Source organism: Halomonas sp. DP8Y7-3, assembly GCF_019801675.1.
GTDB classification, from domain to species: domain Bacteria; phylum Pseudomonadota; class Gammaproteobacteria; order Pseudomonadales; family Halomonadaceae; genus Halomonas; species Halomonas litopenaei_A.
This window is the reverse complement of the sequence record NZ_JAHVIO010000011.1, coordinates 39,423-61,928: the sequence shown is the minus strand read 5'-3', so window position 1 is coordinate 61,928 and position 22,506 is coordinate 39,423. Positions and strand designations below refer to the sequence as shown.

The window sequence follows — 22,506 nt, the reverse complement described above, 5'->3', positions numbered from 1 at the left end:
GCTCGGCTGACGTATTCTGCGCTTCCTTGGATGCGCCCAGGTCAGAACGACTGTATACACATAAAGAACAATCCGAAAAAATGATAGTCACGCCATTGGCTCTGTTACAATTTTGCACAAACTCGGCCAGTTATTTCAATCTTTACGTATACTTTTTTTGAAAAAACCTCATTCCACGAATTCCTGTGGCGTTTTTTCAACTATACCCTGACAACCTACAACCCTCTAAGATTTTGCTGCCGCCTCTGGCTCTACGTTTAGAGTCATGGTGATATCGGCCATAATGCGGTCGGTTTCGGACAGCACCTTGATGATGCGCTGGTAGTGTTTCACATCGTCGAAGGATAAGGAGCGACCCTTACGATCCTTGAGCCATTTTTGGGCGGGTTGATAGCCGCCGATATAAATGTTCCAAGAGATCTCCGGCACATCGGCGAAGTATTGGTTCTTGTTGATCCAGACTTTGCCGTCACGGAAGGAGGTCTTACCGATAATATCCACCACGTTGTCGCCATTGCCCATAAAGGGGTAAGGCGTATCGCCCACAGATGAAGGCTCTATCAGGTGTAGGCGGCGCAGCTCACTACCCTTGGCCGAGACATGCCAGAACTCATCTGGACTGGATGGCCAAGGGATCCGTGGGAAATCTGATTTAAGAAACTCCGCATAGGTGTCACGATAGACCGGGCAATGCAGCACCCCGTAGATGTAGTCGAACACAACCATCTCATCAGGTTTACCGTGGTCGCGGTGCTCTGCTAACTCTTGCAAGCGGTCGTAGAGCTCAGGGTCGAAATTGACCCGGCGCTCCGTGAGATCGTCCTCGGGATAGAGGTAAAGGGGAAAGTTCATCGCATTCGACCCGGTAGTCGCCGAAAAATGAATAGCTTCCGTTGGTCGATCAGTGATGAACGCATGAGCAAAATGTGCATCCCGATGTGCCTTAGCTGTCAGTAAACCAATATTTTTCCCACGGATGTAATGCCCCATAACCTGCGCCACAGGCCAGCCAATAAGCCCTCTCGCTTTTCCCGAATAAAAGATAAATCGACGGTCGAACAGCCTATAGCCGATCTCCTGAACCGGTTTTCTGCTCGCCTCACTTATGATATCATTTAAGGCCCACTCATACCGCCAGTCTCGGACATCTTTTGGAAGTTTATATTTCTCCCGAACCTCATCCTCACTTAGATTCAGAAAATCATCGATGAGTTGGTTCACACCATCAGGGGTATAGTGGATATTTAATTTATCCCGCTTTGTAACAATACCATTCCCATTAACTGGCATAAACTCATTGATGGCAAATCCTGACTGATAGCCCTCAAAATCAGTCCAGTCCCGTCGAACGAATGGGTATCGAGGAGGCATTACTTCAAGCATTTTAAAAAGCCCATTTGCTAGCCCAGAATTAGCCAGCGCCTTGTATTTTTCTTCCCGACTACCCCACAAGTCGCCCTGCATGACTTCCGCCAAGCCATCGCCGCCATGCTTTGCCTTGACGGCGATGATGATGGACACTCCCTGCATAATATCGAAAACATTCATATCCCTGGAACCGTCCGGCGCCTTCTCCCTCTTCTTCGAATTGCCGTGCAGATCAAGAATCCAGATCTTGTCGAAACTGTGCAACAAGTGCCAGCGCATGCCCCGGAAGGTGGGGTTGTCCAGGTAACCGTGGTTGGTAATGAAGCCCAGCACGCCTTCGCCATTCTTCTCGATCATATGCGAGGACATGCGAAGAAATTTCACATAAAGGTCATTCAGCCATTTGGGGTTACGTTCCTTGAGCTTCTCCTTACCACCGGGTTCCTTCTTGTAGTCATCCATCAGATGACCTATCCAGCCCTCCGAAACGCCTCCTTCGCCTAGATACGGTGGATTGCCAATCACGCACATGATGGGCATGTCACGCTTGATAGTGTTAGCCAGTTTCACTTCATTGGCCAGCCAGCGAGCAAATGGCAAACTGTAGTTGGGTGGGTCGCCTTCTTCCAGTGAGTTAGTCAGATAAACCGACTGGCGTGGCGGGTTGCTGCTAGGTTTATAGCCCAATTCGGTAAGCACCATGTCCAGCTTCATGTGGCACATGGCGTAGGATGCCATCAGAATCTCAAAGCCGTGGATACGCGGAATCAGCTCATTTTCGACGTAGCTCGTCCACATGCCTGGCGCTATACCATTGATTTTTGGTGCTATTTTCTTGACAACCTCAGCCAGAAAGGTGCCTGTTCCGGTAGCGGGGTCAAGTACCTGGACGCGGTGCACCTCTTTTTCGATGACGGCGTTCTTGCCATGCTTCTTCGGCTTTCCAGCCTTAGTCAGTTCTGGCTGGCCAGTATCCCATTCAATCTTGACCTTGGAGGTATCGGCCAGTCCGTCAGACAGCCCAAATTCTGTCTGCAAAACTTCATCTACCGCCCGCACGATGAAGTCTACTACCGGCTCAGGCGTGTACCAGACCCCACGCGATTTACGCTTGTCTGGGTTGTAGGCGGCGAGGAAGGTTTCATAGAAGTGCAAGAACGGATCCTGCCGACCGGTAAGATTACCGAAACCGGCCATTATAGACGTAACATCAGTGGCCCGGAAAATGTCTGCCAGATCGTCGATGATCCACGCAATTCGTTCGTCCAGCCCACCTCCGGCCACATAGCTGAACAGGTTTTTCAGAAACGGGTTGGTTTTTGGCAGCTTGTCCAGTGCTTCATGGCGGCTGAACGTATCCAGTGTGTCGTCGTGTAGCCGAGCTGCGAACATACCGTAGCAGATGGTCTCTGCGTAAATGTCCGCGAAACCTTCTGGCTCGATGTCGTGGATAAGGTTGTCCCTGAAGGTCTCGTACTGGAAGGCTAATTCCGTATCAACTCCAAACTTCAGATCGGCAGCCAAAGCGTTATAGAACACTGGTTTGATAAGCTTGGCCTTACCCGCCATGCGCTCGGCCAACTCTCTCGGGCTAGTGATACTGATAGGTGTCTGGCTAATAAAATCGGCCAGCAGTGACTCCAGCTTGGCAAATTGGTCTACATCGGACTGAATAGCTGCGCCCAACAAACCGATAGTGACCGACTCCAGTAGTTGCCCATCTCGGTAGAAGTCCCAGTCGAGGCCATTGCTGTAGATGAGATTTGGCAGAGCCTCAAGGTAACGCTGCTGCTGCTTCTTGTTCGTCCCCTTAAGGTTGCGGATGTCCACGCCAACATCCTTTGCCTCCAAATGACCAACAACAATATTCCCACGCTGAATAATGAAATCTGGAGCACCGCAGTCAACGCGCTTCGGTTCGTTCAAAGCCGTTATGCCAACTTCCAGGCTGTTGATAAGATCAACAAAAGCAGGTCGGTACGAATGCTCGGTTGCAAGCCCAGTTTTGTGAAGTTTCCTGACTTTCTCGACAAATTCGGAAATTTTACTCATTTATTTTTCCTTTTTCCCCTTAAACCAAGACGACATGTCGGCATTTTTAATTTTGAGAAAAATCACGAGCTCATCATCAAACTTATTTTTCAAAGCCTAATGTGGTTAGCTCGCCATAGTGGATAGGCGGTCTCAAACTGCAAGCGCAGCACTATTGGAGCATCGGGCATCTGGACACTGAATTCTGGAGAACCTCCGCGTATACCTCCAGAGGTGTCCTGGCGCTTAACGTCTCTCTAGGACTGGTATTGAGTGAGTCTGCGATCTCATCAAGTTCTTTCTGGGTGTAGGTCGAGAGGTCTGTTCCCTTAGGCAAATACTGTCGAAGCAGATCATTGGTATTCTCGTTCGACCCGCGTTGCCATGGGCTATGTGGATCGGCGAAGTAAATAGCCGTTCCGGTGCGCTGGGTAATCTCCGTATGCTTGGCCATCTCACTCCCTTGGCCGTAGGTCATCGATAGTCGAAGTGAACGTGGAACACGGTTCAATTTATCGCTGAAACCGATCATGGCATCCGTCGCGGTAGTACCGTCCATTGTTACCAGGATGACGAACCGTGTCGTGCGCTCGACCAAGGTGCCCACGGTAGAGCGGTTGTTGGCCCCCATGATGAGGTTGCCTTCCCAATTCCCCGGCATCAGCCGATCTTCGATCTCAGGCGGCCGGAGATGGATACTGACCAGGTCAGGGATCTGGCGGCGACGGCCCTTCCCACGGCTGCGTGGACGCCGCTTGCCTTTCCTCTGCTGAAGGCAAGCAATGAGCTCTTTCTTCAGCGAGCCGCGCGGCATCACATAGAGCGCGTTGTAGATAGCCTCGTGAGAGGTCTGACGAGTGGGGTCATTTGGATACATGCGCTTCAGTGTGATGGCTATTTGCCGAGGAGACCAGTACTTGCGCAACAGATAGGTCACCAAGTCGAAGAGAGGCGTCCCAAGCCGCAACTTCGATTGTCGTCGCGCTCGATGGCATGTCAGCATGGCTCTAAAAGCGGCCAGACTGGCGTCGTAGCCGACTTGGGTGGGCACCGTATGCCGAGCCAGTTCCCAAGAAATCGTGCTGGCAGCTCTCCCAAGGTGCTTGGCGATGGACCGTATCGAGTGGCCTTCACGCATCAGCATGATGGTGGCGCATTCTTCGGCAATAAGGTGGTGGTAGCAATGAGTCATAGCGATAGCGTACCTGATCGATCAGGTGCTGCGCTTGCTCATTGAGACCGCCCGCCGGGGGCTATAGAGATTTATTTCTATCCTTATATCTGGTTCATCACAGATTAGCGTGAAACGGGAAGGCGCGTGAGGAGAGGCGGGATAGAGAAACGGCGGTAAATCCGAGTAAGCTGGTATTCGCCAAAACGCCAGCCTACGGACACCGCCGTTGCCATGGATACTCCCCCGCTCTACCTGTTCTGGAAAGGCTTCACCATCACCCACCACGAGCTCCCGGATGCTCAAACGCTGCGGCTCCAGCTGGAGCCCGATGACCGAACTTCACCTGTCTGTAGCGGCTGCGGCCACGCTTGCTTTCTGGTGCACGACGTGTATCGCCGACGCGTCCGTGAGGCGCCGCTACTGACCTACCGAATAGAGCTCGACGTCCCTCGTGCGACGCCTACGCTGCCCGGTCTGTGGCCCAACACGCGAGTACATTGACTGGTTATCCTCGCGCTCGCCGGTCACCACCACGCTGCGCCAGTGGGCGGAGCGTCTGGTCGTGTTGCTGCCGATTCGGCATGTCTCGGACCTGGTCGGCTTGCACTGCCATACCGTTAAAACCATCGACAAGCAGCGCCTACAACGCGACCTGCCAGCACCGGACCCGACACGTTTGCGACGCCTGATGATGGACGAGTTCGCCCTGCACAAGGGACACCGCTACGCCACCGTGGTCGCCTGCGTGACACCCAGCAGGTGGTATGGATCGGCGAGCGCCGCTCCCGTGAAGCGATCCGCCCATTTTTCGCGTGGCTGGGCAAGGCGCGAGAACAGATCGAGGCCGTCGCCATGGACATGAACTCGGCCTTCGATCTTGAGGCGAAAGACCAATGTCCCAACTCCGAGGCAGCCACTGGTTGCTGCTGCGCAATGCAAACAACCTCAAGCCTGAGCAGGCGGTGAAGCAGGAAGAGCTGCTGGCGGCCAATGCGTCACTGGCCACTGCGTATCTACTCAAGGACCAGCTCTAGGCTCTCTGGTTTGCCGACGACGAGACCATCGCCCGTAACGCCTGGCAGGAATGGCACGAGATGGCCATCAGCAACGGTATTAAGGCGCTGCAATGCTTCGCCAGGAAATTGGCTCCCCACCGGGAGGGGATTATGTCCAGTGCCCGACGCCGGTTGAACACCAGTGTGCTGGAGGGCATGAACAACCGAATCAAGGTCCTCAAGCAGATGACCTATGGATACCGCGACACGGCCTACTTCTTCCCGAAGATCCGTGCCGCTTTTCCCGGCAAAGCGCGATGAAACTATATTGTAGGGTTTTCTAGAACGGAATTTCGTCGTCGAAGTCGTCGAAGTTGCCCGGATCCGGAGCACCAAAGCCGCCTTTCTGGCCGCCTTGGTTCGGCGCCTGCTGGGGCGGACGGTTCTGCTGACCACCGCCCTGCTGACCGCCGCCAAAGTTACCGCCCTGCTGGGGCTGGCCACCGCCAAAGTTGCCGCCCTGCTGGGGCTGACCGCCACCAAAGTTGCCGCCCTGCTGGGGCTGGCCACCGCCGAAGTTGCCGCCCTGCTGGGGCTGACCACCACCGAAGTTGCCGCCCTGCTGGGGCTGGCCACCGCCGAAGTTGCCGCCCTGCTGGCCGCCGAAGCCGCCACCCTGGCCGCCTTCACCCCGACCGTCCAGCATCTGCATGTCGCTGGCAACGATTTCGGTGGAATAGCGGTCCTGGCCATTCTGGTCCTGCCACTTGCGCGTCTGCAGGCGCCCTTCAATGTACAGCTTGGAGCCTTTCTTCAGGTACTGCTGCGAGATTTCGGCCAGCTTGTTGAACATCACGACCCGATGCCACTCGGTACGCTCCTGGCGCTGGCCGCTCTGGCGGTCCATCCAGGTATCGGTAGTCGCGAGATTGAGATTGGCCACGGCGGTACCCGAGGGGGTGAAGCGTACCTCCGGGTCCTGACCGAGGTTGCCGATGAGGATGACCTTGTTGACGCCACGGGCCATGGTTGACTCCTTGATACAAATAATGATGCCGAGACATGCAGGGTACAACCCTCACGCCTCGAAGAGGTTCTTTCGACACCGAATACCGGGTCGGCGTCACGTAAGACAGGTGTGGCTACTATACGCGAGATCACAACAGTTGGCCGCTACATCGAGCGCCCCGGCATGACCTGACCCCGCCAGGCGTTGATCGCGTACGTCTATCCCGCGGGCACTGGCGCCACCCATGCCTCTTGCCGCCATCTGCCTGGTCAGGGCGTCGACTGGCGCGACGTGCGGGTCAGCCGTTCCAGGGCCTCGGTATCAAGCCGTGTGCGGTCGACCTTCAAGTAAGCCAGCCGTTCTTCCGGCACCACCAATACGTCCTCGACCCCGGCGACGGCGGCGAAGCGTGCCATCAGACTGTCGAGCGTATCGCGTTCGACGTCTTCGGCCAGGGCCACGACCTCGCTGGACAGGTGACGCGGTGCACGCATGCCGAGCATCAGCAGGAACCAGCCAAGCCCCAACAGAGCCGCTCCGAGAAATACCGCCGATAGCCCGAACTGCTGGGCCAGAAAGCCTCCCAATACACCGCCGAGGAAAGCGCCCAGGAACTGGCTGGTGGAATAGACACCCATGGCCGTGCCCTTGGCACCGGCAGGCGCCAGCTTGCTGATCATCGACGGCAGCGTCGCCTCAAGCAGGTTGAAGGCCGTAAAGAAGGCCAACAGCCAGGCGCACAGCGCCGCCAGGCCGGTGCCCGCCAGGCCGAGGCCTAACAGGCTAAGCGTGATGGTGGCGATAGCGCCGAGGCACATCAGCTTCATCTTGCGTTTCTTCTCGGCCACGATGACCAGCGGCACCATGGCCACAAAGGACAGCCCCATCACCAGCAGATAGACCAGCCCATGGTGTGCCTCGACGATCCCGGCATCCACCAGGCGAAACGGCACCGCGGTGAAGATGGCCATCAGGATCAGGTGCAGGCTGAAGATCGAGGCGTCCATGCGCCACAGGTCGAGGCGGCCGAGAATACTGGCCAGCTGACCACGATCCAGGCCCACGTCTCGGTGACCGCGACGCCGCGGCGCCGGAGGCACCAGCTTCCACAGCACGACCAACCCCAGCAGCGCCAGCAGGGCGGTGAAATAGAACACTCCCGCCAGACCAAACCGGCTGGCCACCAGCGGCCCCAGCACCATCGCCACGCCGAAGGCCACCCCGATCGACAGCCCGATGGTCGCCATGGCCGCCGTGCGCACTTGTTCCCGAGTCTGGTCGGCCAGCAATGCCATGATGGCCGCCGCCACCGCACCGCTGCCCTGCAGGCTGCGGCCCACGATCATCATGGCGATGGAGTCTGCCTGAGCAGCAATCACGCTGCCGATGGCAAACAGCCCCAGGCCAGCGGCGATGACCGGCTTGCGGCCAAGGCGATCCGACAGCAGTCCAAACGGGATCTGCAGCACGGCCTGGGTCAGCCCGTAGACGCCGAGCGCCAGTCCCACCAGCAGCGGCGTGGCGCCAGCCAGGTGATCAGCATTCAGGGCAAGCACAGGCAAGACCATGAAGAGTCCCAGCATGCGCGTGGCGTAGAGCCCCGCCAGACCGACGATGGCACGCCGTTCGGAGGCTAACAGAAGTCGGGCCTTGGACATGAAAAAGATACCGGCGTTGAAGACGGGGCCAGGCCCCGGAGATGGACCGCACATTCTAGCGCCTGCGGGCGGTGCAGAAAATGCCGCGCTCAAGGTCATTTCACAGGCGACTTTTCGACCGCGACTTTGCCGGTGGGGAGGCGGGCCACGTATAATCGGCCTTTTGCCGCGTCCTCGAGGTGGGAATGGACAAGATTCTGGTCAGGGGTGCACGCACCCACAACCTCAAGCAGATCGACGTCGAACTACCCCGTGACAAGCTGATCGTGGTCACCGGACTGTCCGGTTCCGGCAAGTCATCGCTGGCCTTCGACACCTTGTACGCCGAAGGTCAGCGACGCTACGTGGAGTCGCTGTCCACCTATGCGCGTCAGTTTCTGTCGATGATGGAAAAGCCTGACGTTGACCACATCGAGGGGCTGTCTCCAGCGATTTCCATCGAGCAGAAATCCACCTCGCACAACCCCCGCTCGACCGTCGGTACGATCACCGAGATCTATGACTACCTGCGCCTGCTGTTCGCACGGGCTGGCACCCCCCGCTGCCCGGAGCATGGGGAGGATCTGGAGGCGCAGACCATTTCGCAGATGGTCGACCAGGTCATGGCGCTGCCGGAGGGCAGCAAGCTGATGCTGCTGGCTCCGGTCGTCAGCGGACGCAAGGGTGAGCACCTGCAGCTGCTGGCCGAGCTGCGCTCACAAGGTTTCGTGCGCGCCATGATCGACGGCCAGGTGGTGGAACTCGATGACGTGCGCCCGCTGGAGAAGAACCGCAAGCACGACATCAGCGTGGTCGTTGACCGCATCAAGGTGCGCGAGGGCCTGGAGCAGCGCCTGGCCGAGTCCTTCGAGACCGCCCTTGGCCTGGCCGACGGCACTGCCATGATTCATTTCATGGACGGTGAGCAGGAGGATATGGCCTTCTCGTCGCGCTTTGCCTGCCCGGTGTGTGGCTACTCCATCGCCGAGCTCGAGCCGCGGATGTTTTCCTTTAACAACCCGGCCGGCGCCTGCCCCACCTGCGACGGACTCGGGGTCCAGCAGTTCTTCGATCCCGACAAGCTGATCAGCCACCCGGAACTGTCGTTGGCCGAGGGCGTGATCAAGGGCTGGGACCGGCGCAGCGTCTACTACTTCAACCAGTTGAAGGCGGTCGCCGACCACTACCGTTTCACGTTGGAAACCCCGTGGAACGAACTGGCGCGCCACGAGCGTGAGGTGATCCTCAACGGCAGCGGCAAGGACGACATTGCCTTCACCTACGTCAATGATCGTGGCAAGAAGGTCACCAGGGAGCACCCTTTCGAAGGGGTGCTGCCCAATATGCAGCGACGCTATCGGGAAACCGAGTCCAGCATGGTGCGCGAAGACCTCGCCCGCTATATCGCCGTGCAGCCCTGCCGTACCTGCGAGGGCTCACGCCTGCGCAAGGAAGCGCGTCACGTGTTCGTCGATGGCACCACGCTACCCCAGGTCGTGCGCTTGCCGATCGGCGATGCCCAGCGCTACTTCAGCGAGCTGAGCCTGCCCGGACGCAAGGGCGAGATCGCCGAAAAAATCCTGGCAGAGATCTCGGCGCGGCTGGAGTTTCTGGTCAATGTCGGCCTGGATTATCTCAACCTCGAGCGCAGCGCAGAGACCCTGTCCGGCGGCGAGGCTCAGCGCATTCGCCTGGCCAGCCAGATTGGCGCGGGTCTGGTGGGCGTCATGTATATCCTCGATGAGCCCTCCATCGGCCTGCACCAGCGCGATAACGATCGCCTGCTGAAAACCCTGGAGCGTCTGCGCGACCTGGGCAACACGGTGATCGTGGTCGAACACGACGAGGACGCCATCCGCGCCGCCGACCATGTGCTCGACATTGGCCCCGGCGCCGGCGTCCACGGCGGCGAAATCGTCGCCGAGGGCACCCCGGAAGAGGTCATGGCCAATGAGGCCTCGCTGACCGGCCAGTACCTGTCCGGCACCCGCGCCATCGAGGTTCCCCCCTGGCGCATTCCCGGTAACCCGGAAAAGACGCTCAAGCTGACCGGCGCGACCGGCAACAACCTGCAGGACGTCACCCTGGAGCTTCCGCTGGGGCTTTTCGTGTGCGTTACCGGGGTCTCTGGCTCGGGCAAGTCGACGCTGATCAACTCGACGTTGATGCCGATCGCCGCCCGCGAGCTGAACAAGGCCACGACCCTGACGCCGTCGCCCTACAAGAGCATTGAGGGGCTCGATCAGCTCGACAAGATCATCGACATTGACCAGAGTCCGATCGGTCGCACGCCGCGCTCCAACCCGGCGACCTACACCGGCATCTTCACCCCCATCCGTGAGCTGTTCGCGGGCACTCAGGAAGCCCGTTCACGGGGCTACAAGCCGGGGCGTTTCTCGTTCAACGTCAAGGGGGGCCGCTGTGAGGCCTGCCAGGGCGAGGGCATGATCAAGGTCGAGATGCACTTCCTTCCGGATATCTATGTGCCCTGCGATGTCTGCAAGGGCAAGCGCTACAACCGCGAGACCCTGGATATCCACTACAAGGGCAAGACCATCGATGAAGTGCTGGAGATGACGGTGGAGGAAGCCCTGGAGTTCTTCAGCCCGGTGCCCGCCATCGCACGCCGTCTGCAGACCCTGGTCGACGTCGGCCTGACCTACATTCGCCTGGGTCAGAGCGCCACCACCCTGTCCGGCGGCGAGGCCCAGCGGGTCAAGCTGGCCCGGGAACTGGCCAAGAGGGATACCGGCAAGACCCTGTATATTCTCGATGAGCCCACGACGGGCCTGCACTTCGAGGATATCCGCCAGCTGCTGACGGTGCTCCACCGCTTGCGCGATCACGGCAATACCGTAGTCGTCATCGAGCACAACCTGGACGTGATCAAGACCGCCGACTGGTTGATCGATCTGGGGCCTGAAGGTGGCTCCGGCGGAGGTCGGATCATCGCCGAAGGCACGCCTGAGCAGCTTGCAACCATGGAGATCTCCCACACCGGGCGTTTCCTAAAGCCACTGCTCGAACGTGCGCCCTCCACCTCACGCAAGGATGACAAGGCCACCGCAACGGCCTGAGGGCTCGCCCAGGAGCCCGCTGCTCACCTGGTGAGCAGCGGATGCTAGACCCAAGGGGAAGGCCACGGCCTTCCCCTTGTCGTATTGGTGCGCGCCCTGGCGGCAGAACACTGGAGGAAGAACATAAGTGCAGCCCATCCCTACTTCAGTGCCCACCTGCTGGATACCAAGCATCAGCGCCAAGCGGTGTCTTCGCAGCGCTCTCAACGGCAATCTCCGCTATCATCACACGGCTGTTTATCGGAATCTCGCTACGAAAAGGCTTGCCATGCAGAACAACTTAAAGAGGCCATCAGTCACAGATGGGCATAGCGCGCTCGAGGTGCTGTTCGACAAAATGGAGCGACTGCCCGCGCCAACGCCGCCAGAGCTCAACCTGTTTTCAAGTGCGGGGCCAGGACACCATGAGAACCGCCTGTCCGATCTGATGGCAATCTTCATGGGTAGCCATGAAGGAGCGCCAACCTGGTTAGCCAAGGCCCTGGTAGCGTGCCTGCTCCATAAGGGCGCCTTCCACGAAGACCTCCAAGATGAACTCCTTGTTCGCACAGACTGGGAGAGTATCTCCGTTGAGCGCGAAGTTCCGTCACCTGACATATGGAATGGCAATGACAAACGGCTCGACTTGGTCATCTTGGGTGAAAGCTTCGTCATAGGCGTCGAGCACAAAGTCTGGGCCTCCGCATCCGACAATCCTTTCCCCTCCTACACCAAATTGATCGACTCCTATCATCAGCTCCACCGGGTCCGTTGCGTGCTGAGCCCACTATCCCAACGGACAGATGTCCCTGACGACTGGATCTGCGTCTCTTACGACGAACTTATTACCGTGGCTCGAGAGCGATTCGGTCAAGAAATTGCCCACCACACCTTTACCAAGTGGCAGGTCTTCTATCAGGAGCTGCTGCAGCACATGCACAACATTGCGCACCAGGAAAAAGCCATGATCATGGACGACAAGGAACTGACATTTGCCCTCAAACACTTTGCTCAACTCAAGCAGGCATCAGAGAAATTCCATTTGCTGGAGGCTGAGCTGCGTCAGCAGTGCATGCGTCAGCTGACTGCGACCCTTGAGGTGGCAGAATCAGACATCATCAAAACAACGAACAGCTGGAGTGATGGCGAAGAAAAGGTCCTGCGGTTCTCCTTGGCGCGCTGGGAGGGACAGAACAACCAGGCCTGTCTCGTTTACTACCCCTGCTCTGAGTCTGACGCTGGCGATAGCGAAAGTATCGGCTTCTACGTTAGGGGCTACATCGACCGCCAAGCGACATCGGCGGACCTAGACAGTCTTGCCGCGGAATTCACGAGCACTATTCCGGACACCAAGAGCGATGCCTGGTCGTTCTACCGCGACAAGAAAACGCCAGGCTTTTGGTTTGAAAGCAACCAGCGCTATCTGGCCCTCGATGCCTGGCCACATCCTTATACCCGAGAAGGCGCCTTGGAGGCTCTAGGTGATCTCGCACTTTGGATCGATCAGCGCATCAGTGACAGCGCCAGCTGACTCAAAGACAGCTCGCCGGTCAACGACAAGCCCTACGCCTACATGTTGCCCTCATGCAGGACACCCTTGAGCGTCAGCGCGCGGCGCGCGGTTTCTTCAAGCACACATGACGCGGCGACCACATTGCGGATGGTGCCGCCCTGGTAGCGGGCGTAGGCATAGCCACACTCGGCGTCGCGAAAGGCGATCCAGGCGCGCTGCACATCCCTGAGCGCTTCCGCGCGAGAGATACCGAGTTCCGGCCACTCCTGATCCTGCTCGCGCATACTATCCCGCAACTCCAGGTACTGCGCGTTCAACAGATCGTCCCAGACCTCGGTCTCGGCCTGAAGGCAAGCGACAATCCCCAGGGTCGTGCTACCGCCGTCGCTCTCCTGGCAAAGGTTTGCAGCCTCTGCGATGCAGTTGCCGGCCCCCTCCTGACCCATCTGCACAAAGCACTCACGCACGCTGGCAGCGTCGACCGAGAGGGATGATGGCCTGAGCTCTTCCTTCTCATCTAACTGTGCTGCCTGTGTCTGTGGCCCGACTATGACCGACAACAGCACGAGGAGCGATATTAGCCTCTGCCACATCTGATTAAACTCCTTCCCCGAAACCTTGTGCCTGACTGACATCATAGGGGAAGCCAGGAGGGCCAGGCATGGCAAGACTCTACCGTCGTCGTCATTGCTCGTTACAGGCATTCATCGTCAGCAGAGTTTTACTTAATAAACAGGCACTTGTGATAGCGAAGTGCAGACAAAAAAAACCGCCACCCTGAACACTCAGGGTGGCGGTTTCGCGTCGTGTTGAAGCGCTGTCGAAAGGATTACTCCTCGCCGACGGCCTCTTCTTCAGCGACGGGACGATCGACCAACTCGACGAAGGCCATGGGGGCGTTGTCGCCGGTGCGGAAGCCGCACTTGAGAATACGGACGTAACCGCCCGGACGCTCGACGTAACGCGGACCCAGCTCATTGAAGAGCTTGCCGACTGCTTCTTTGGAGCGAGTACGGCTGAAGGCCAGACGACGGTTAGCGACGCTGTCTTCCTTCGCCAGGGTAATGAGCGGCTCGATATGACGACGCAGCTCTTTTGCCTTGGGAAGGGTTGTCTTGATCACTTCGTGCTCGACCAGCGACACGCTCATGTTGCGGAACATGGCCTGGCGGTGCGAGCTGGTACGATTGAGGTGACGACCACTCTTACGATGACGCATGGTTGTGATTCCTTACCAAACTGGGACTCGAGCCGACGCTTAGGCGGTGGCCTTGTCGTCCTTCAGGCTAGCCGGCGGCCAATTTTCAAGCCGCATGCCAAGGGACAGACCACGAGCAGCCAACACGTCCTTGATCTCGTTCAAGGATTTCTTGCCGAGGTTCGGGGTCTTCAACAGCTCAACTTCAGTACGCTGAATCAGATCACCGATGTAATAGATATTCTCGGCCTTCAGGCAGTTGGCGCTACGAACGGTCAACTCGAGATCGTCTACGGGGCGCAGCAGGATCGGATCGATGTGATCCTCTTCCTCGACCACTTCCTGTTCCTTGTCGGCTTCCAGATCGACAAACGCTGCCAGCTGCTCTTGCAGGATGGTCGCGCTGCGACGGATGGCCTCTTCCGGATCCAGGGTGCCGTCGGTTTCCAGGTTGATGATCAGCTTATCGAGGTCGGTACGCTGTTCAACACGAGCGGCTTCGACGCTGTAGGAAACGCGGCGCACGGGGCTGAAGGTCGCATCCAGCTGCAGACGGCCGATGGCACGTGTTTCGTCGTCGGCTTCGCTGCGGACATCCGCAGGCTCATAGCCGCGACCACGGGCCACCTTGAGCTGCATCTTGAGCTCGGCGCCTTCATTGACGTGGGCGATGACGTGCTCGGGGTTGACCACTTCGACGTCGTGATCGACGGCGATGTCACCAGCGGTGACGACGGCCGGGCCCTGCTTGTTCAGCGAGAGCATCGCCTCGTCGCGGCTGTGCATCTTGATCGCCACGTCTTTGAGGTTCAGGAGGATTTCGATGACATCTTCCTGGACGCCCTCGATCGCGCTGTACTCATGGTCGACGCCTGCGATCTCGGTTTCCACCACGGCACAGCCGGGCATGGACGAGAGCAGGATACGACGCAGAGCATTGCCCAGCGTGTGGCCGAAGCCACGCTCGAACGGCTCGAGCACGATCTTTGCGTGGTGTGCGCTGATCTCTTCGACCTTGATGTCGCGAGGACGGAGAAACTCTGTCACTGAACGCTGCATATGAACACCTTTCAGGCTGCCAAACGAATACTCGGTAATGATCGCCGCCCTCCCGAGGGAGGGCGGCGCGGACTGGCCGTTTACTTCGAGTACAGCTCGACGATCAGTTGCTCGTTGATGTCGGCAGTCAGGTCACCGCGCTCGGGCAGGGCCTTGAAGGTGCCTTCCATCTTCTTGGCGTCGAGTTCGATCCAGGCCACATCGCCACGGTTGGCAGCGATGGTCAGGGCGTTTTGGATACGCGCCTGCTGCTTGGCCTTTTCACGAACGGATACCACGTCGCCGGGCTTGACCTGGTAGGAGGCCACGTTGACGGTCTTGCCGTTAACGGCAATCGCCTTGTGGCTCACCAGCTGACGAGCCTCGGAGCGAGTGGCGCCAAAGCCCATGCGGTAGACGACGTTGTCCAGTCGGGACTCAAGCAGCTGCAGCAACAACTCACCGGTCGCACCCTTCAGACGGGCGGCTTCCTTGTAGTAGTTGCGGAACTGCTTTTCGAGTACGCCATACATGCGACGTACTTTCTGCTTCTCGCGAAGCTGCAAGCCGTAGTCGGAAAGACGCTGACGGCGCTGGCCGTGCACACCCGGAATCTGCTCGGATTTGCACTTTTTCTCGAAGGGAGTGACACCGCTCTTGAGGAAGAGGTCGGTACCTTCCCGGCGAGACAGTTTGCACTTAGGTCCAATGTAACGAGCCATGAATCTGTCTCCTTAAACGCGGCGTTTCTTCGGCGGACGGCAGCCATTGTGGGGAATGGGCGTCGCGTCGGTGATGCTTTGCACGCGGAAGCCGGCGGCGTTGAGCGCGCGCACGGCGGATTCACGGCCAGGACCGGGGCCCTTGACCAGCACGTCGACGTTTTTCACACCATACTCGGCTGCAGCGGTCGCTGCACGCTCGCTTGCTACTTGAGCAGCGAACGGGGTGCTCTTGCGAGAACCACGAAAACCCGAACCACCGGCTGTCGCCCAGGAAAGAGCGTTGCCCTGGCGGTCTGTGATCGTAATGATCGTGTTGTTAAAAGAGGCGTGGATATGCGCAACCGCATCCACTACCTGCTTTTTAACCTTTTTACGGTTGCTACGCGGGTTAGCCATGTTGATGTCAATTCCTGTCTTTACGCCAGAACGTGCGTGTTATTTGCGGATCGGCTTACGCGGTCCCTTACGGGTACGCGCGTTAGTCTTGGTGCGCTGACCGCGCATCGGAAGACTACGACGATGACGCAGACCACGATAGCAACCCAGGTCCATGAGACGCTTGATGTTCAGCGTCACATCACGACGAAGGTCGCCTTCAACGGTATACTTGCCGACTTCACTACGCAGGTTGTCGATCTCTTCAGATGACAGGTCCTGGATTTTGGTGGTCGGCGCGATGCCGGTCGCTTCACAGATTTCCTGTGCGCGAGTGCGGCCAATCCCGAAGATGTAGGTCAGCGAGATCGCCGCATGCTTGTTGTCCGGGATATTGACGCCTGCAATACGGGCCATCAGCTTACTCCGAAATTTGAGCGGCTTGCTCGGTTAATCAACTACAAAAGGCGCAATAGCATACCCCCTTCCCATCAAAAGGGCAAGGGGTATGCCAGCACCCGGTTCAATTCAGCCCAGGATCAACCCTGGCGCTGCTTGTGCCGCGGCTCGCTGCAGATGACGCGCACGGCGCCATTGCGACGAATGATCTTGCAATTGCGGCACATTTTCTTGACGGAAGCTCGAACTTTCATCGTTCTCTCCAATATCGGCTTGCGGCGTGCCAAATCGGCCTGCGGCGCGTTTAGCGCATGATGCCGCCGCTACCGTAGCCTTTCAGGTTGGACTTCTTCATCACCGACTCATACTGGTGCGACATGAGGTGCGACTGCACCTGGGCCATGAAGTCCATGATGACCACGACCACGATCAGAAGCGAGGTACCGCCAAAGAAGAACGGCACGTTCCACGCTACGATCAGGAACTGGGGCATCAGGGAAACCGCAGTGATGTAGAGAGCGCCGAACAAAGTCAGACGAGTCATGACCTTGTCGACATAACGAGCGGTTTGCTCGCCAGGACGAATCCCCGGCAGGAAAGCACCCGACTTCTTGAGGTTATCGGCTACGTCCTTGGGGTTGAAGACCAGCGCTGTGTAAAAGAAGCAGAAGAATACCACCGCCGCCGCGAAAAGCAAGATATACAGGGGCTGACCAGGGGCCAACGCCTGGGACGCGCGCTGCAACCACTCCATGCCATCACCGGCACCTACCCACTGACCGAGGGAGGCCGGGAACAGCAGGATACTCGAGGCAAAGATGGCCGGGATAACGCCCGCCATGTTGACCTTGAGCGGAAGGTAGCTGCTCTGTCCTGCGTACATCTTGTTGCCGACCTGGCGGCGCGGGTAGTTCACCGTAATCCGGCGCTGACCGCGTTCGATGAACACGACAAACGCCACGGTGGCGATACCCAGAAGGCTCAACGCCAACAGCGGCAACACATTCCACGCGCCCTCGTTGCGGGCAAGCTCGAAGGCTTGCGCCACAGCGCCAGGCAGGCCGGCGACGATACCCGCGAAGATCAGCAACGAGATACCGTTACCAATACCCTTCTCGGTAATCTGCTCACCCAGCCACATCAGGAACACCGCGCCACACACGAAGGTGATGATCGCGGTGAAATAGAAGCTGAGATCGGCCGTGTAGGCAATGCCTTGGCTGGCCAGGCCCACCGACATACCGGTGGCCTGAACCAGGGCCAGCACCACCGTGCCGTAGCGCGTGTACTGGCTGATCTTGCGGCGGCCGCCCTCGCCTTCCTTTTTCAACTGCTCAAGGTGAGGCGAGACGGCAGTCAGGAGCTGCATGATGATCGACGCCGAGATGTACGGCATGATGCCGAGGGCGAGGATACTCATGCGCTCCAGGGCACCGCCCGAGAACATGTTGAACATGCCCAGGATGGTGCCCTGCTGCTCCCTGAACAAGGCAGCAAGCTGGTCAGGATTGATACCGGGAACGGGGATGTGGGCACCGATACGGTAGACCACGATGGCGAGGAGCACGAAGCGCAGACGCGCCCACAGTTCACTCAGACCGCTGCCCATCGCCGGCATGTTTCCTGACTTGGCCATTTAGTCCTCTACCTTGCCACCGGCGGCTTCGATCGCTGCACGGGCACCTTTGGTGACCCGCAGACCGCGAACGGTAACCGCCTTGTTCAGATCGCCGGAAAGGATCACTTTCGCATGCTGCGTAGCGTCCTTCAGCACATTGGCTTCCTTGAGGCTTTCCAGAGTGACTTCGTCACCCGCGACCTTGGCCAGTTCGGCCAGGCGGACTTCCTCGGAAACCAGTGATTTGGCGGAGGTGAAGCCAAACTTCGGCAGACGACGCTGCAGGGGCATCTGACCGCCCTCGAAGCCGGGCTTGACGCTGCCACCGCTGCGCGACTTCTGGCCCTTGTGGCCACGGCCGCCGGTCTTGCCCAGACCGGAGCCGATGCCACGACCGACGCGCTTTTCAGCGTGCTTGGAGCCCGGTGCCGGGCTCAGGCTGTTAAGTTTCATGGATTACTCTCCCTCAACACGCACAAGGTAGTTGACCTTGTGGATCATGCCGCGGACGGCAGGGGTGTCTTCCAGTTCAACCGTGTGACCGATGCGGCGCAGGCCGAGGCCCTTCATGGTGGCCTTGTGCTTGGCCAACGTGCCGATGGTGCTGCGGGTCTGGGTAACCTTGATCGTAGCTGCCATGGTCTATTACCCCGTGATCGCTTCGACTGAGAGACCGCGCTTGGCGGCCACGTCTTCCGGCGACTGCATGGAAGCCAGGCCATTCACGGTCGCGCGGACCACGTTCACCGGATTGGTGGAGCCATAGCACTTGGCCAGGACGTTGTGCACGCCGGCCAGTTCCAGCACGGAGCGCATGGCGCCGCCGGCGATGATACCAGTACCGTCGGAAGCCGGCTGCATGTACACCTTGGAGGCGCCATGACGAGCCTTGACCGGATACTGGAGTGTGCCGCCGACCAGGTTCACCTTGACCATGTTGCGACGCGCCTGGTCCATCGCCTTCTGAATCGCGACCGGCACTTCACGCGCCTTGCCACGACCGAAGCCAACACGACCGTTTCCGTCACCGACGACAGTCAGAGCGGTGAAGCCGAAAATACGGCCACCCTTGACCACCTTGGCGACACGGTTGACCTGCACGAGCTTTTCTTGCAGATCGCCGTTTTGCTGTTCGTTCTTCGCCATCGTAAAACCCTTTAGAATTCCAGGCCGCCTTCACGAGCGGCGTCGGCCAGGGCCTTCACACGACCGTGGTACTTGAAGCCAGCGCGGTCGAAGGCCACCTGGGTGATGCCCGCTTCCTTGGCGCGCTCAGCGATCAGCGCACCAACTTTGGCTGCGGCGTCTGCGTTGCCGGTTGCACCTTCGCGCAGGCTCTTGTCCAGCGTGGAAGCGCTGGCAAGGACCTTGCCACCATCCGGCGAGATAATCTGCGCGTAGATGTGACGCGGGGTACGGTTGACGCACAGGCGAGACACGCCCAGCTCGCGGATCTTGGCGCGAGCGCGGCGGGCACGACGGAGACGAGATTCTTTCTTCGCGTTCATAACCCTGCCTTACTTCTTCTTGGCTTCTTTACGGCGGACCTGCTCATCCGCGTAACGCACACCCTTACCCTTATAGGGCTCGGGCGGACGGAAGGCGCGGATTTCCGCTGCGACCTGGCCGAGCTTCTGCTTGTCCGCGCTCTTCAGCACGATGACGGTGTTCTTCGGCGTTTCCGCAGAGACACCCTCAGGCAGGGCATAATCGACCGGGTGAGAGAAGCCCAGTGTCAGGTTAAGCGTCTGGCCTTTCGCTTGAGCGCGATAACCGACGCCGATGATTTCGAGGGTCTTGGTAAAGCCCTCGGACACGCCGGTGACCAGGTTCTGAACCAGGGCACGGGTGGTGCCGACCATGGCCCAGCTCTTAGCGGATTCGCTCGGCTGGAAGGTCAGCTGGCCGTCTTCCTGCGCGATCACGACATCGCCGTGAACGGGCATGGAGAGGGTGCCCTGACCGCCCTTGGCGGTCAGCGTGGCGTCGTCGATCTTGACCTCGACGCCAGCGGGCACTTTAACCGGATATTTGGCTACGCGGGACATTCCAAACTCCTAGAATACGGTGCAGAGGACTTCGCCGCCGACACCAGCCTGACGCGCGGCACGATCGGTCATCACACCCTTGGAGGTAGTGACGATCGCGACACCCAGGCCATCGGCGACCTTCGGCAGCGCATCCTTGCCCTTGTAACTACGCAGGGACGGCTTGGAAACCCGCTGCAGATGCTCGATGACCGGCTTGCCTTCGAAGTACTTCAGGCTGACGGTCAGCTCGGGCTTGGCTGATTCGCTCACGGCGAAGTCAGTGATGTAACCCTCTTCTTTCAGCACGCGGGCCACTTCAACCTTGATCTTGGAGGACGGCATGGTGACCGTCTCCTTGGTGGCCTGCTGCGCATTGCGGATACGAGTAAACATATCCGCCAGAGTGTCTTGCATGCTCATTTAACTTGCGCTCCTGATGATTCTACGTGGCGTTACCAGCTGGACTTCTTGAGTCCGGGCACGTCGCCACGCATGGCGGCTTCACGCAGCTTGTTACGGCCGAGGCCGAACTTGTTGTAGTAGCCGTGCGGACGGCCAGTCACGCGGCAGCGGTTACGCTGACGCACGGGGCTGGAGTCACGCGGCAGCGACTGCAACTTCAGCTGCGCATCGAAGCGCTCCTCATCGGAGCTGTTCACGTCCTGGATGATCGCCTTGAGCTCGGCACGCTTGGCAGCATACTTCTCAACCAGTTGCGCGCGCTTCTGCTCACGCTCAATCATGCTCTTCTTTGCCATGATCCCACCCTTATTTCTTGAACGGGAAGTTCAATGCGCTCAAGAGCGCACGACCTTCGTCATCGGTGTTGGCAGTGGTGGTGATGGTGACATCCAGACCACGAATCCGGTCGATCTTATCATATTCGATCTCCGGGAAGATGATCTGCTCACGCACCCCCATGCTGTAGTTGCCACGACCGTCGAAGGACTTCGGGTTGAGACCACGGAAGTCACGAACGCGGGGGATCGCGATATTCACCAGGCGATCGAGGAAGTCCCACATACGCTCACTGCGCAGTGTGACCTTCACGCCGATCGGCCAGCCTTCACGCACCTTGAAGCCCGCGATGGACTTGCGTGCCTTGGTGACCATCGGCTTTTGACCGGAGAGCTTCTCCAGGTCGCCGACGGCCGCATCGATCAGCTTTTTATCGCTGGTCGCTTCGCCGATACCCATGTTCAGGGTCACCTTGGTGATCCTGGGTACCTGCATAACGTTGGCGTAGCTAAACTGCTCTTTGAGTTGAGCCACCACCTCGTTTTGATAACGTTCTTTCAAGTTCGCCATTTTGCTACCCGACTCGCGTTAGGCGTCGATCTGCGCTTGCGTCGACTTGTAGATACGTACCTTGGTACCGTCTTCCTTGATCTGGAAGCCGACGCGATCCGCCTTACCGGTCTCCTGATTGAAGATGGCTACGTTGGACGCGTGAATCGGAGCCTCGCGCTCGACGATACCGCCCTGATTGCCGGCCATGGGGTTCGGCTTGGTGTGACGCTTGATCATGTTCACACCCGCTACCACGAAACGGTCGTCCTGGAGGACGCGCTTCACAGTACCGCGCTTACCCTTGTCCTTGCCGGCGATGACGATCACTTCATCATCACGTTTGATCTTTTGCATGTCGCCTCGCTCCCTTACAGCACTTCAGGCGCTAAGGAAATGATCTTCATGAACTTCTCAGTACGAAGTTCACGCGTCACCGGCCCGAAGATACGGGTACCGATCGGCTGTTCGTTGGTGTTGTTCAACAACACAGCCGCATTTCCATCGAAGCGAATCAGCGAACCGTCGCTGCGACGGACGCCACTGCGGGTACGGACAACCACCGCCTTCAGCACTTGGCCTTTCTTGACCTTGCCGCGCGGAATGGCTTCCTTCACCGTGACCTTGATGACATCACCAACGCGAGCGTAGCGGCGGTGTGAACCACCCAGCACCTTGATGCACTGCACCCGGCGCGCTCCGCTGTTGTCGGCGACATCCAGCATTGTCTGAGTCTGAATCATCGGTTTTCTCCAAACCTAAACTGACTGCACGAGGTTAAGGCCGTGGCCTTAACCCTTGGCCTGTTCGACGACCTCGACCAGGGTCCAGGCCTTCTTCTTGGACAGCGGACGGCATTCCTGAATGGATACCGTATCGCCGGCCTTGGCCTGATTCGTCTCGTCGTGGGCGTGCAGCTTGGTGGAGCGCTTAACGTATTTGCCGTAGATCGGGTGGCGCTCACGACGCTCGATCATGACGACGATGGACTTGTCCATCTTGTCGCTCACCACCTTGCCGGTGAGCGTACGGGCTTTTTTCTCTTCGGCCATC

Annotated in this window: 26 protein-coding genes and 1 pseudogene; 4 read left to right on the top strand and 23 right to left on the bottom strand. The window is 58.6% G+C overall.

Annotation, left to right across the window (positions count from 1 at the left end; all coding sequences use genetic code 11):
* Window positions 1-225 precede the first annotated feature (225 nt).
* A complete protein-coding gene (locus KUV86_RS14045; RefSeq protein WP_222485209.1) occupies window positions 226-3,420 on the bottom strand; it encodes a type ISP restriction/modification enzyme in 3,195 nt (1,064 codons plus the stop codon).
* 151 nt (window positions 3,421-3,571) lie between these two features.
* On the bottom strand, window positions 3,572-4,591 hold the full coding sequence (locus KUV86_RS14040) for an IS30 family transposase (RefSeq protein ID WP_222485208.1): 1,020 nt from the start codon (window positions 4,589-4,591) through the stop codon (window positions 3,572-3,574).
* 213 nt (window positions 4,592-4,804) lie between these two features.
* Here KUV86_RS14040 and KUV86_RS20150 point away from each other — a divergent pair, with 213 nt between their 5' ends.
* Together KUV86_RS20150 and KUV86_RS20145 are read left to right on the top strand one after the other, a co-directional pair.
* Window positions 4,805-5,074 carry a hypothetical protein gene (locus KUV86_RS20150; protein WP_409996348.1) on the top strand — a complete coding sequence of 90 codons (270 nt, stop codon included), beginning with the start codon at window positions 4,805-4,807 and terminating at the stop codon, window positions 5,072-5,074.
* A 258-nt stretch (window positions 5,075-5,332) separates the two neighbouring features.
* Window positions 5,333-5,889: pseudogene (locus KUV86_RS20145) on the top strand (ISL3 family transposase).
* 19 nt (window positions 5,890-5,908) lie between these two features.
* Here the strand turns inward: KUV86_RS20145 and KUV86_RS14030 are convergent.
* Together KUV86_RS14030 and KUV86_RS14025 are read right to left on the bottom strand one after the other, a co-directional pair.
* Window positions 5,909-6,595 carry a single-stranded DNA-binding protein gene (locus tag KUV86_RS14030; protein WP_206944176.1) on the bottom strand — a complete coding sequence of 229 codons (687 nt, stop codon included), beginning with the start codon at window positions 6,593-6,595 and terminating at the stop codon, window positions 5,909-5,911.
* A 251-nt stretch (window positions 6,596-6,846) separates the two neighbouring features.
* The gene (locus tag KUV86_RS14025) at window positions 6,847-8,235 is read right to left on the bottom strand and encodes an MFS transporter (protein WP_206944178.1); all 1,389 of its coding nucleotides are present in this window, start codon (window positions 8,233-8,235) and stop codon (window positions 6,847-6,849) included.
* Window positions 8,236-8,420: 185 nt separating this feature from the next.
* Here KUV86_RS14025 and uvrA point away from each other — a divergent pair, with 185 nt between their 5' ends.
* Both uvrA and KUV86_RS14015 read left to right on the top strand, forming a co-directional pair.
* Window positions 8,421-11,291: an excinuclease ABC subunit UvrA gene (uvrA, locus tag KUV86_RS14020; protein ID WP_222485206.1), complete on the top strand. Its 2,871-nt coding sequence runs from the start codon at window positions 8,421-8,423 to the stop codon at window positions 11,289-11,291.
* 268 nt (window positions 11,292-11,559) lie between these two features.
* The gene (locus KUV86_RS14015) at window positions 11,560-12,801 is read left to right on the top strand and encodes a PD-(D/E)XK nuclease family protein (protein WP_222485204.1); all 1,242 of its coding nucleotides are present in this window, start codon (window positions 11,560-11,562) and stop codon (window positions 12,799-12,801) included.
* 38 nt (window positions 12,802-12,839) lie between these two features.
* Here the strand turns inward: KUV86_RS14015 and KUV86_RS14010 are convergent, their stop codons facing one another.
* The 19 genes from KUV86_RS14010 to rpsQ form a co-directional block, all read right to left on the bottom strand.
* The gene (locus KUV86_RS14010; RefSeq protein ID WP_206944184.1) at window positions 12,840-13,376 is read right to left on the bottom strand and encodes a lysozyme inhibitor LprI family protein; all 537 of its coding nucleotides are present in this window, start codon (window positions 13,374-13,376) and stop codon (window positions 12,840-12,842) included.
* Between the two features lie 236 nt (window positions 13,377-13,612).
* A complete protein-coding gene (gene rplQ / locus KUV86_RS14005) occupies window positions 13,613-14,002 on the bottom strand; it encodes a 50S ribosomal protein L17 (RefSeq protein ID WP_206944185.1) in 390 nt (129 codons plus the stop codon).
* Between the two features lie 39 nt (window positions 14,003-14,041).
* On the bottom strand, window positions 14,042-15,040 hold the full coding sequence (locus KUV86_RS14000) for a DNA-directed RNA polymerase subunit alpha (RefSeq protein WP_108133880.1): 999 nt from the start codon (window positions 15,038-15,040) through the stop codon (window positions 14,042-14,044).
* A gap of 80 nt (window positions 15,041-15,120) precedes the next feature.
* A complete protein-coding gene (gene rpsD / locus KUV86_RS13995) occupies window positions 15,121-15,741 on the bottom strand; it encodes a 30S ribosomal protein S4 (RefSeq protein WP_206944186.1) in 621 nt (206 codons plus the stop codon).
* Window positions 15,742-15,753: 12 nt separating this feature from the next.
* Window positions 15,754-16,140 (bottom strand): 30S ribosomal protein S11, encoded by a 387-nt coding sequence (gene rpsK, locus KUV86_RS13990; RefSeq protein WP_013331014.1) that lies wholly within the window; start codon window positions 16,138-16,140, stop codon window positions 15,754-15,756.
* A gap of 39 nt (window positions 16,141-16,179) precedes the next feature.
* On the bottom strand, window positions 16,180-16,536 hold the full coding sequence (gene rpsM, locus KUV86_RS13985; protein WP_206944187.1) for a 30S ribosomal protein S13: 357 nt from the start codon (window positions 16,534-16,536) through the stop codon (window positions 16,180-16,182).
* A gap of 122 nt (window positions 16,537-16,658) precedes the next feature.
* Entirely contained in the window at window positions 16,659-16,772 is a 114-nt protein-coding gene (gene rpmJ, locus KUV86_RS13980; RefSeq protein ID WP_008959154.1) for a 50S ribosomal protein L36, read from the bottom strand.
* A 50-nt stretch (window positions 16,773-16,822) separates the two neighbouring features.
* The gene (gene secY / locus KUV86_RS13975) at window positions 16,823-18,154 is read right to left on the bottom strand and encodes a preprotein translocase subunit SecY (RefSeq protein ID WP_206944188.1); all 1,332 of its coding nucleotides are present in this window, start codon (window positions 18,152-18,154) and stop codon (window positions 16,823-16,825) included.
* A complete protein-coding gene (gene rplO, locus KUV86_RS13970) occupies window positions 18,155-18,589 on the bottom strand; it encodes a 50S ribosomal protein L15 (RefSeq protein ID WP_206944189.1) in 435 nt (144 codons plus the stop codon).
* A gap of 3 nt (window positions 18,590-18,592) precedes the next feature.
* A complete protein-coding gene (gene rpmD, locus KUV86_RS13965) occupies window positions 18,593-18,775 on the bottom strand; it encodes a 50S ribosomal protein L30 (RefSeq protein ID WP_045990844.1) in 183 nt (60 codons plus the stop codon).
* Window positions 18,776-18,781: 6 nt separating this feature from the next.
* Entirely contained in the window at window positions 18,782-19,282 is a 501-nt protein-coding gene (rpsE, locus tag KUV86_RS13960) for a 30S ribosomal protein S5 (RefSeq protein ID WP_206944190.1), read from the bottom strand.
* A gap of 11 nt (window positions 19,283-19,293) precedes the next feature.
* Window positions 19,294-19,644 carry a 50S ribosomal protein L18 gene (rplR, locus tag KUV86_RS13955; RefSeq protein WP_206944192.1) on the bottom strand — a complete coding sequence of 117 codons (351 nt, stop codon included), beginning with the start codon at window positions 19,642-19,644 and terminating at the stop codon, window positions 19,294-19,296.
* A 9-nt stretch (window positions 19,645-19,653) separates the two neighbouring features.
* Complete coding sequence (rplF, locus tag KUV86_RS13950; protein WP_206944194.1) at window positions 19,654-20,184, bottom strand: 50S ribosomal protein L6; 531 nt, start codon at window positions 20,182-20,184, stop codon at window positions 19,654-19,656.
* A gap of 9 nt (window positions 20,185-20,193) precedes the next feature.
* The gene (gene rpsH / locus KUV86_RS13945; protein WP_045990848.1) at window positions 20,194-20,586 is read right to left on the bottom strand and encodes a 30S ribosomal protein S8; all 393 of its coding nucleotides are present in this window, start codon (window positions 20,584-20,586) and stop codon (window positions 20,194-20,196) included.
* Window positions 20,587-20,618: 32 nt separating this feature from the next.
* Window positions 20,619-20,924 carry a 30S ribosomal protein S14 gene (gene rpsN, locus KUV86_RS13940; RefSeq protein WP_206944196.1) on the bottom strand — a complete coding sequence of 102 codons (306 nt, stop codon included), beginning with the start codon at window positions 20,922-20,924 and terminating at the stop codon, window positions 20,619-20,621.
* 10 nt (window positions 20,925-20,934) lie between these two features.
* Complete coding sequence (gene rplE, locus KUV86_RS13935; RefSeq protein WP_045990850.1) at window positions 20,935-21,474, bottom strand: 50S ribosomal protein L5; 540 nt, start codon at window positions 21,472-21,474, stop codon at window positions 20,935-20,937.
* A gap of 18 nt (window positions 21,475-21,492) precedes the next feature.
* On the bottom strand, window positions 21,493-21,810 hold the full coding sequence (rplX, locus tag KUV86_RS13930) for a 50S ribosomal protein L24 (protein WP_206944198.1): 318 nt from the start codon (window positions 21,808-21,810) through the stop codon (window positions 21,493-21,495).
* A 14-nt stretch (window positions 21,811-21,824) separates the two neighbouring features.
* Entirely contained in the window at window positions 21,825-22,196 is a 372-nt protein-coding gene (rplN, locus tag KUV86_RS13925; protein WP_146803726.1) for a 50S ribosomal protein L14, read from the bottom strand.
* A 48-nt stretch (window positions 22,197-22,244) separates the two neighbouring features.
* On the bottom strand, window positions 22,245-22,505 hold the full coding sequence (gene rpsQ / locus KUV86_RS13920; protein WP_045990852.1) for a 30S ribosomal protein S17: 261 nt from the start codon (window positions 22,503-22,505) through the stop codon (window positions 22,245-22,247).
* Window position 22,506: the final 1 nt, after the last annotated feature.

Excerpts from the sequence above, each read along its gene's own strand:
- secY (WP_206944188.1), bottom strand. The coding sequence starts at position 18,154 with ATGGCCAAGTCAGGAAACATGCCGGCGATGGGCAGCGGTCTGAGTGAA.
- rplO (WP_206944189.1), bottom strand. The coding sequence starts at position 18,589 with ATGAAACTTAACAGCCTGAGCCCGGCACCGGGCTCCAAGCACGCTGAA.
- KUV86_RS14045 (WP_222485209.1), bottom strand. The coding sequence starts at position 3,420 with ATGAGTAAAATTTCCGAATTTGTCGAGAAAGTCAGGAAACTTCACAAA.
- KUV86_RS14010 (WP_206944184.1), bottom strand. The coding sequence starts at position 13,376 with ATGTGGCAGAGGCTAATATCGCTCCTCGTGCTGTTGTCGGTCATAGTC.
- KUV86_RS14040 (WP_222485208.1), bottom strand. The coding sequence starts at position 4,591 with ATGACTCATTGCTACCACCACCTTATTGCCGAAGAATGCGCCACCATC.
- rpsK (WP_013331014.1), bottom strand. The coding sequence starts at position 16,140 with ATGGCTAACCCGCGTAGCAACCGTAAAAAGGTTAAAAAGCAGGTAGTG.
- rplE (WP_045990850.1), bottom strand. The coding sequence starts at position 21,474 with ATGGCGAACTTGAAAGAACGTTATCAAAACGAGGTGGTGGCTCAACTC.
- KUV86_RS14015 (WP_222485204.1), top strand. The coding sequence starts at position 11,560 with ATGCAGAACAACTTAAAGAGGCCATCAGTCACAGATGGGCATAGCGCG.
- rpmD (WP_045990844.1), bottom strand. The coding sequence starts at position 18,775 with ATGGCAGCTACGATCAAGGTTACCCAGACCCGCAGCACCATCGGCACG.
- rpsM (WP_206944187.1), bottom strand. The coding sequence starts at position 16,536 with ATGGCCCGTATTGCAGGCGTCAATATCCCGGACAACAAGCATGCGGCG.
- KUV86_RS14025 (WP_206944178.1), bottom strand. The coding sequence starts at position 8,235 with ATGTCCAAGGCCCGACTTCTGTTAGCCTCCGAACGGCGTGCCATCGTC.
- rpsQ (WP_045990852.1), bottom strand. The coding sequence starts at position 22,505 with ATGGCCGAAGAGAAAAAAGCCCGTACGCTCACCGGCAAGGTGGTGAGC.
- rplX (WP_206944198.1), bottom strand. The coding sequence starts at position 21,810 with ATGCAAAAGATCAAACGTGATGATGAAGTGATCGTCATCGCCGGCAAG.
- KUV86_RS14030 (WP_206944176.1), bottom strand. The coding sequence starts at position 6,595 with ATGGCCCGTGGCGTCAACAAGGTCATCCTCATCGGCAACCTCGGTCAG.
- KUV86_RS20150 (WP_409996348.1), top strand. The coding sequence starts at position 4,805 with ATGGATACTCCCCCGCTCTACCTGTTCTGGAAAGGCTTCACCATCACC.
- rpsD (WP_206944186.1), bottom strand. The coding sequence starts at position 15,741 with ATGGCTCGTTACATTGGACCTAAGTGCAAACTGTCTCGCCGGGAAGGT.
- KUV86_RS14000 (WP_108133880.1), bottom strand. The coding sequence starts at position 15,040 with ATGCAGCGTTCAGTGACAGAGTTTCTCCGTCCTCGCGACATCAAGGTC.
- uvrA (WP_222485206.1), top strand. The coding sequence starts at position 8,421 with ATGGACAAGATTCTGGTCAGGGGTGCACGCACCCACAACCTCAAGCAG.
- rpsE (WP_206944190.1), bottom strand. The coding sequence starts at position 19,282 with ATGGCGAAGAACGAACAGCAAAACGGCGATCTGCAAGAAAAGCTCGTG.
- rplF (WP_206944194.1), bottom strand. The coding sequence starts at position 20,184 with ATGTCCCGCGTAGCCAAATATCCGGTTAAAGTGCCCGCTGGCGTCGAG.
- rplQ (WP_206944185.1), bottom strand. The coding sequence starts at position 14,002 with ATGCGTCATCGTAAGAGTGGTCGTCACCTCAATCGTACCAGCTCGCAC.
- rplN (WP_146803726.1), bottom strand. The coding sequence starts at position 22,196 with ATGATTCAGACTCAGACAATGCTGGATGTCGCCGACAACAGCGGAGCG.
- rpsH (WP_045990848.1), bottom strand. The coding sequence starts at position 20,586 with ATGAGCATGCAAGACACTCTGGCGGATATGTTTACTCGTATCCGCAAT.
- rpmJ (WP_008959154.1), bottom strand. The coding sequence starts at position 16,772 with ATGAAAGTTCGAGCTTCCGTCAAGAAAATGTGCCGCAATTGCAAGATC.
- rpsN (WP_206944196.1), bottom strand. The coding sequence starts at position 20,924 with ATGGCAAAGAAGAGCATGATTGAGCGTGAGCAGAAGCGCGCGCAACTG.
- rplR (WP_206944192.1), bottom strand. The coding sequence starts at position 19,644 with ATGAACGCGAAGAAAGAATCTCGTCTCCGTCGTGCCCGCCGCGCTCGC.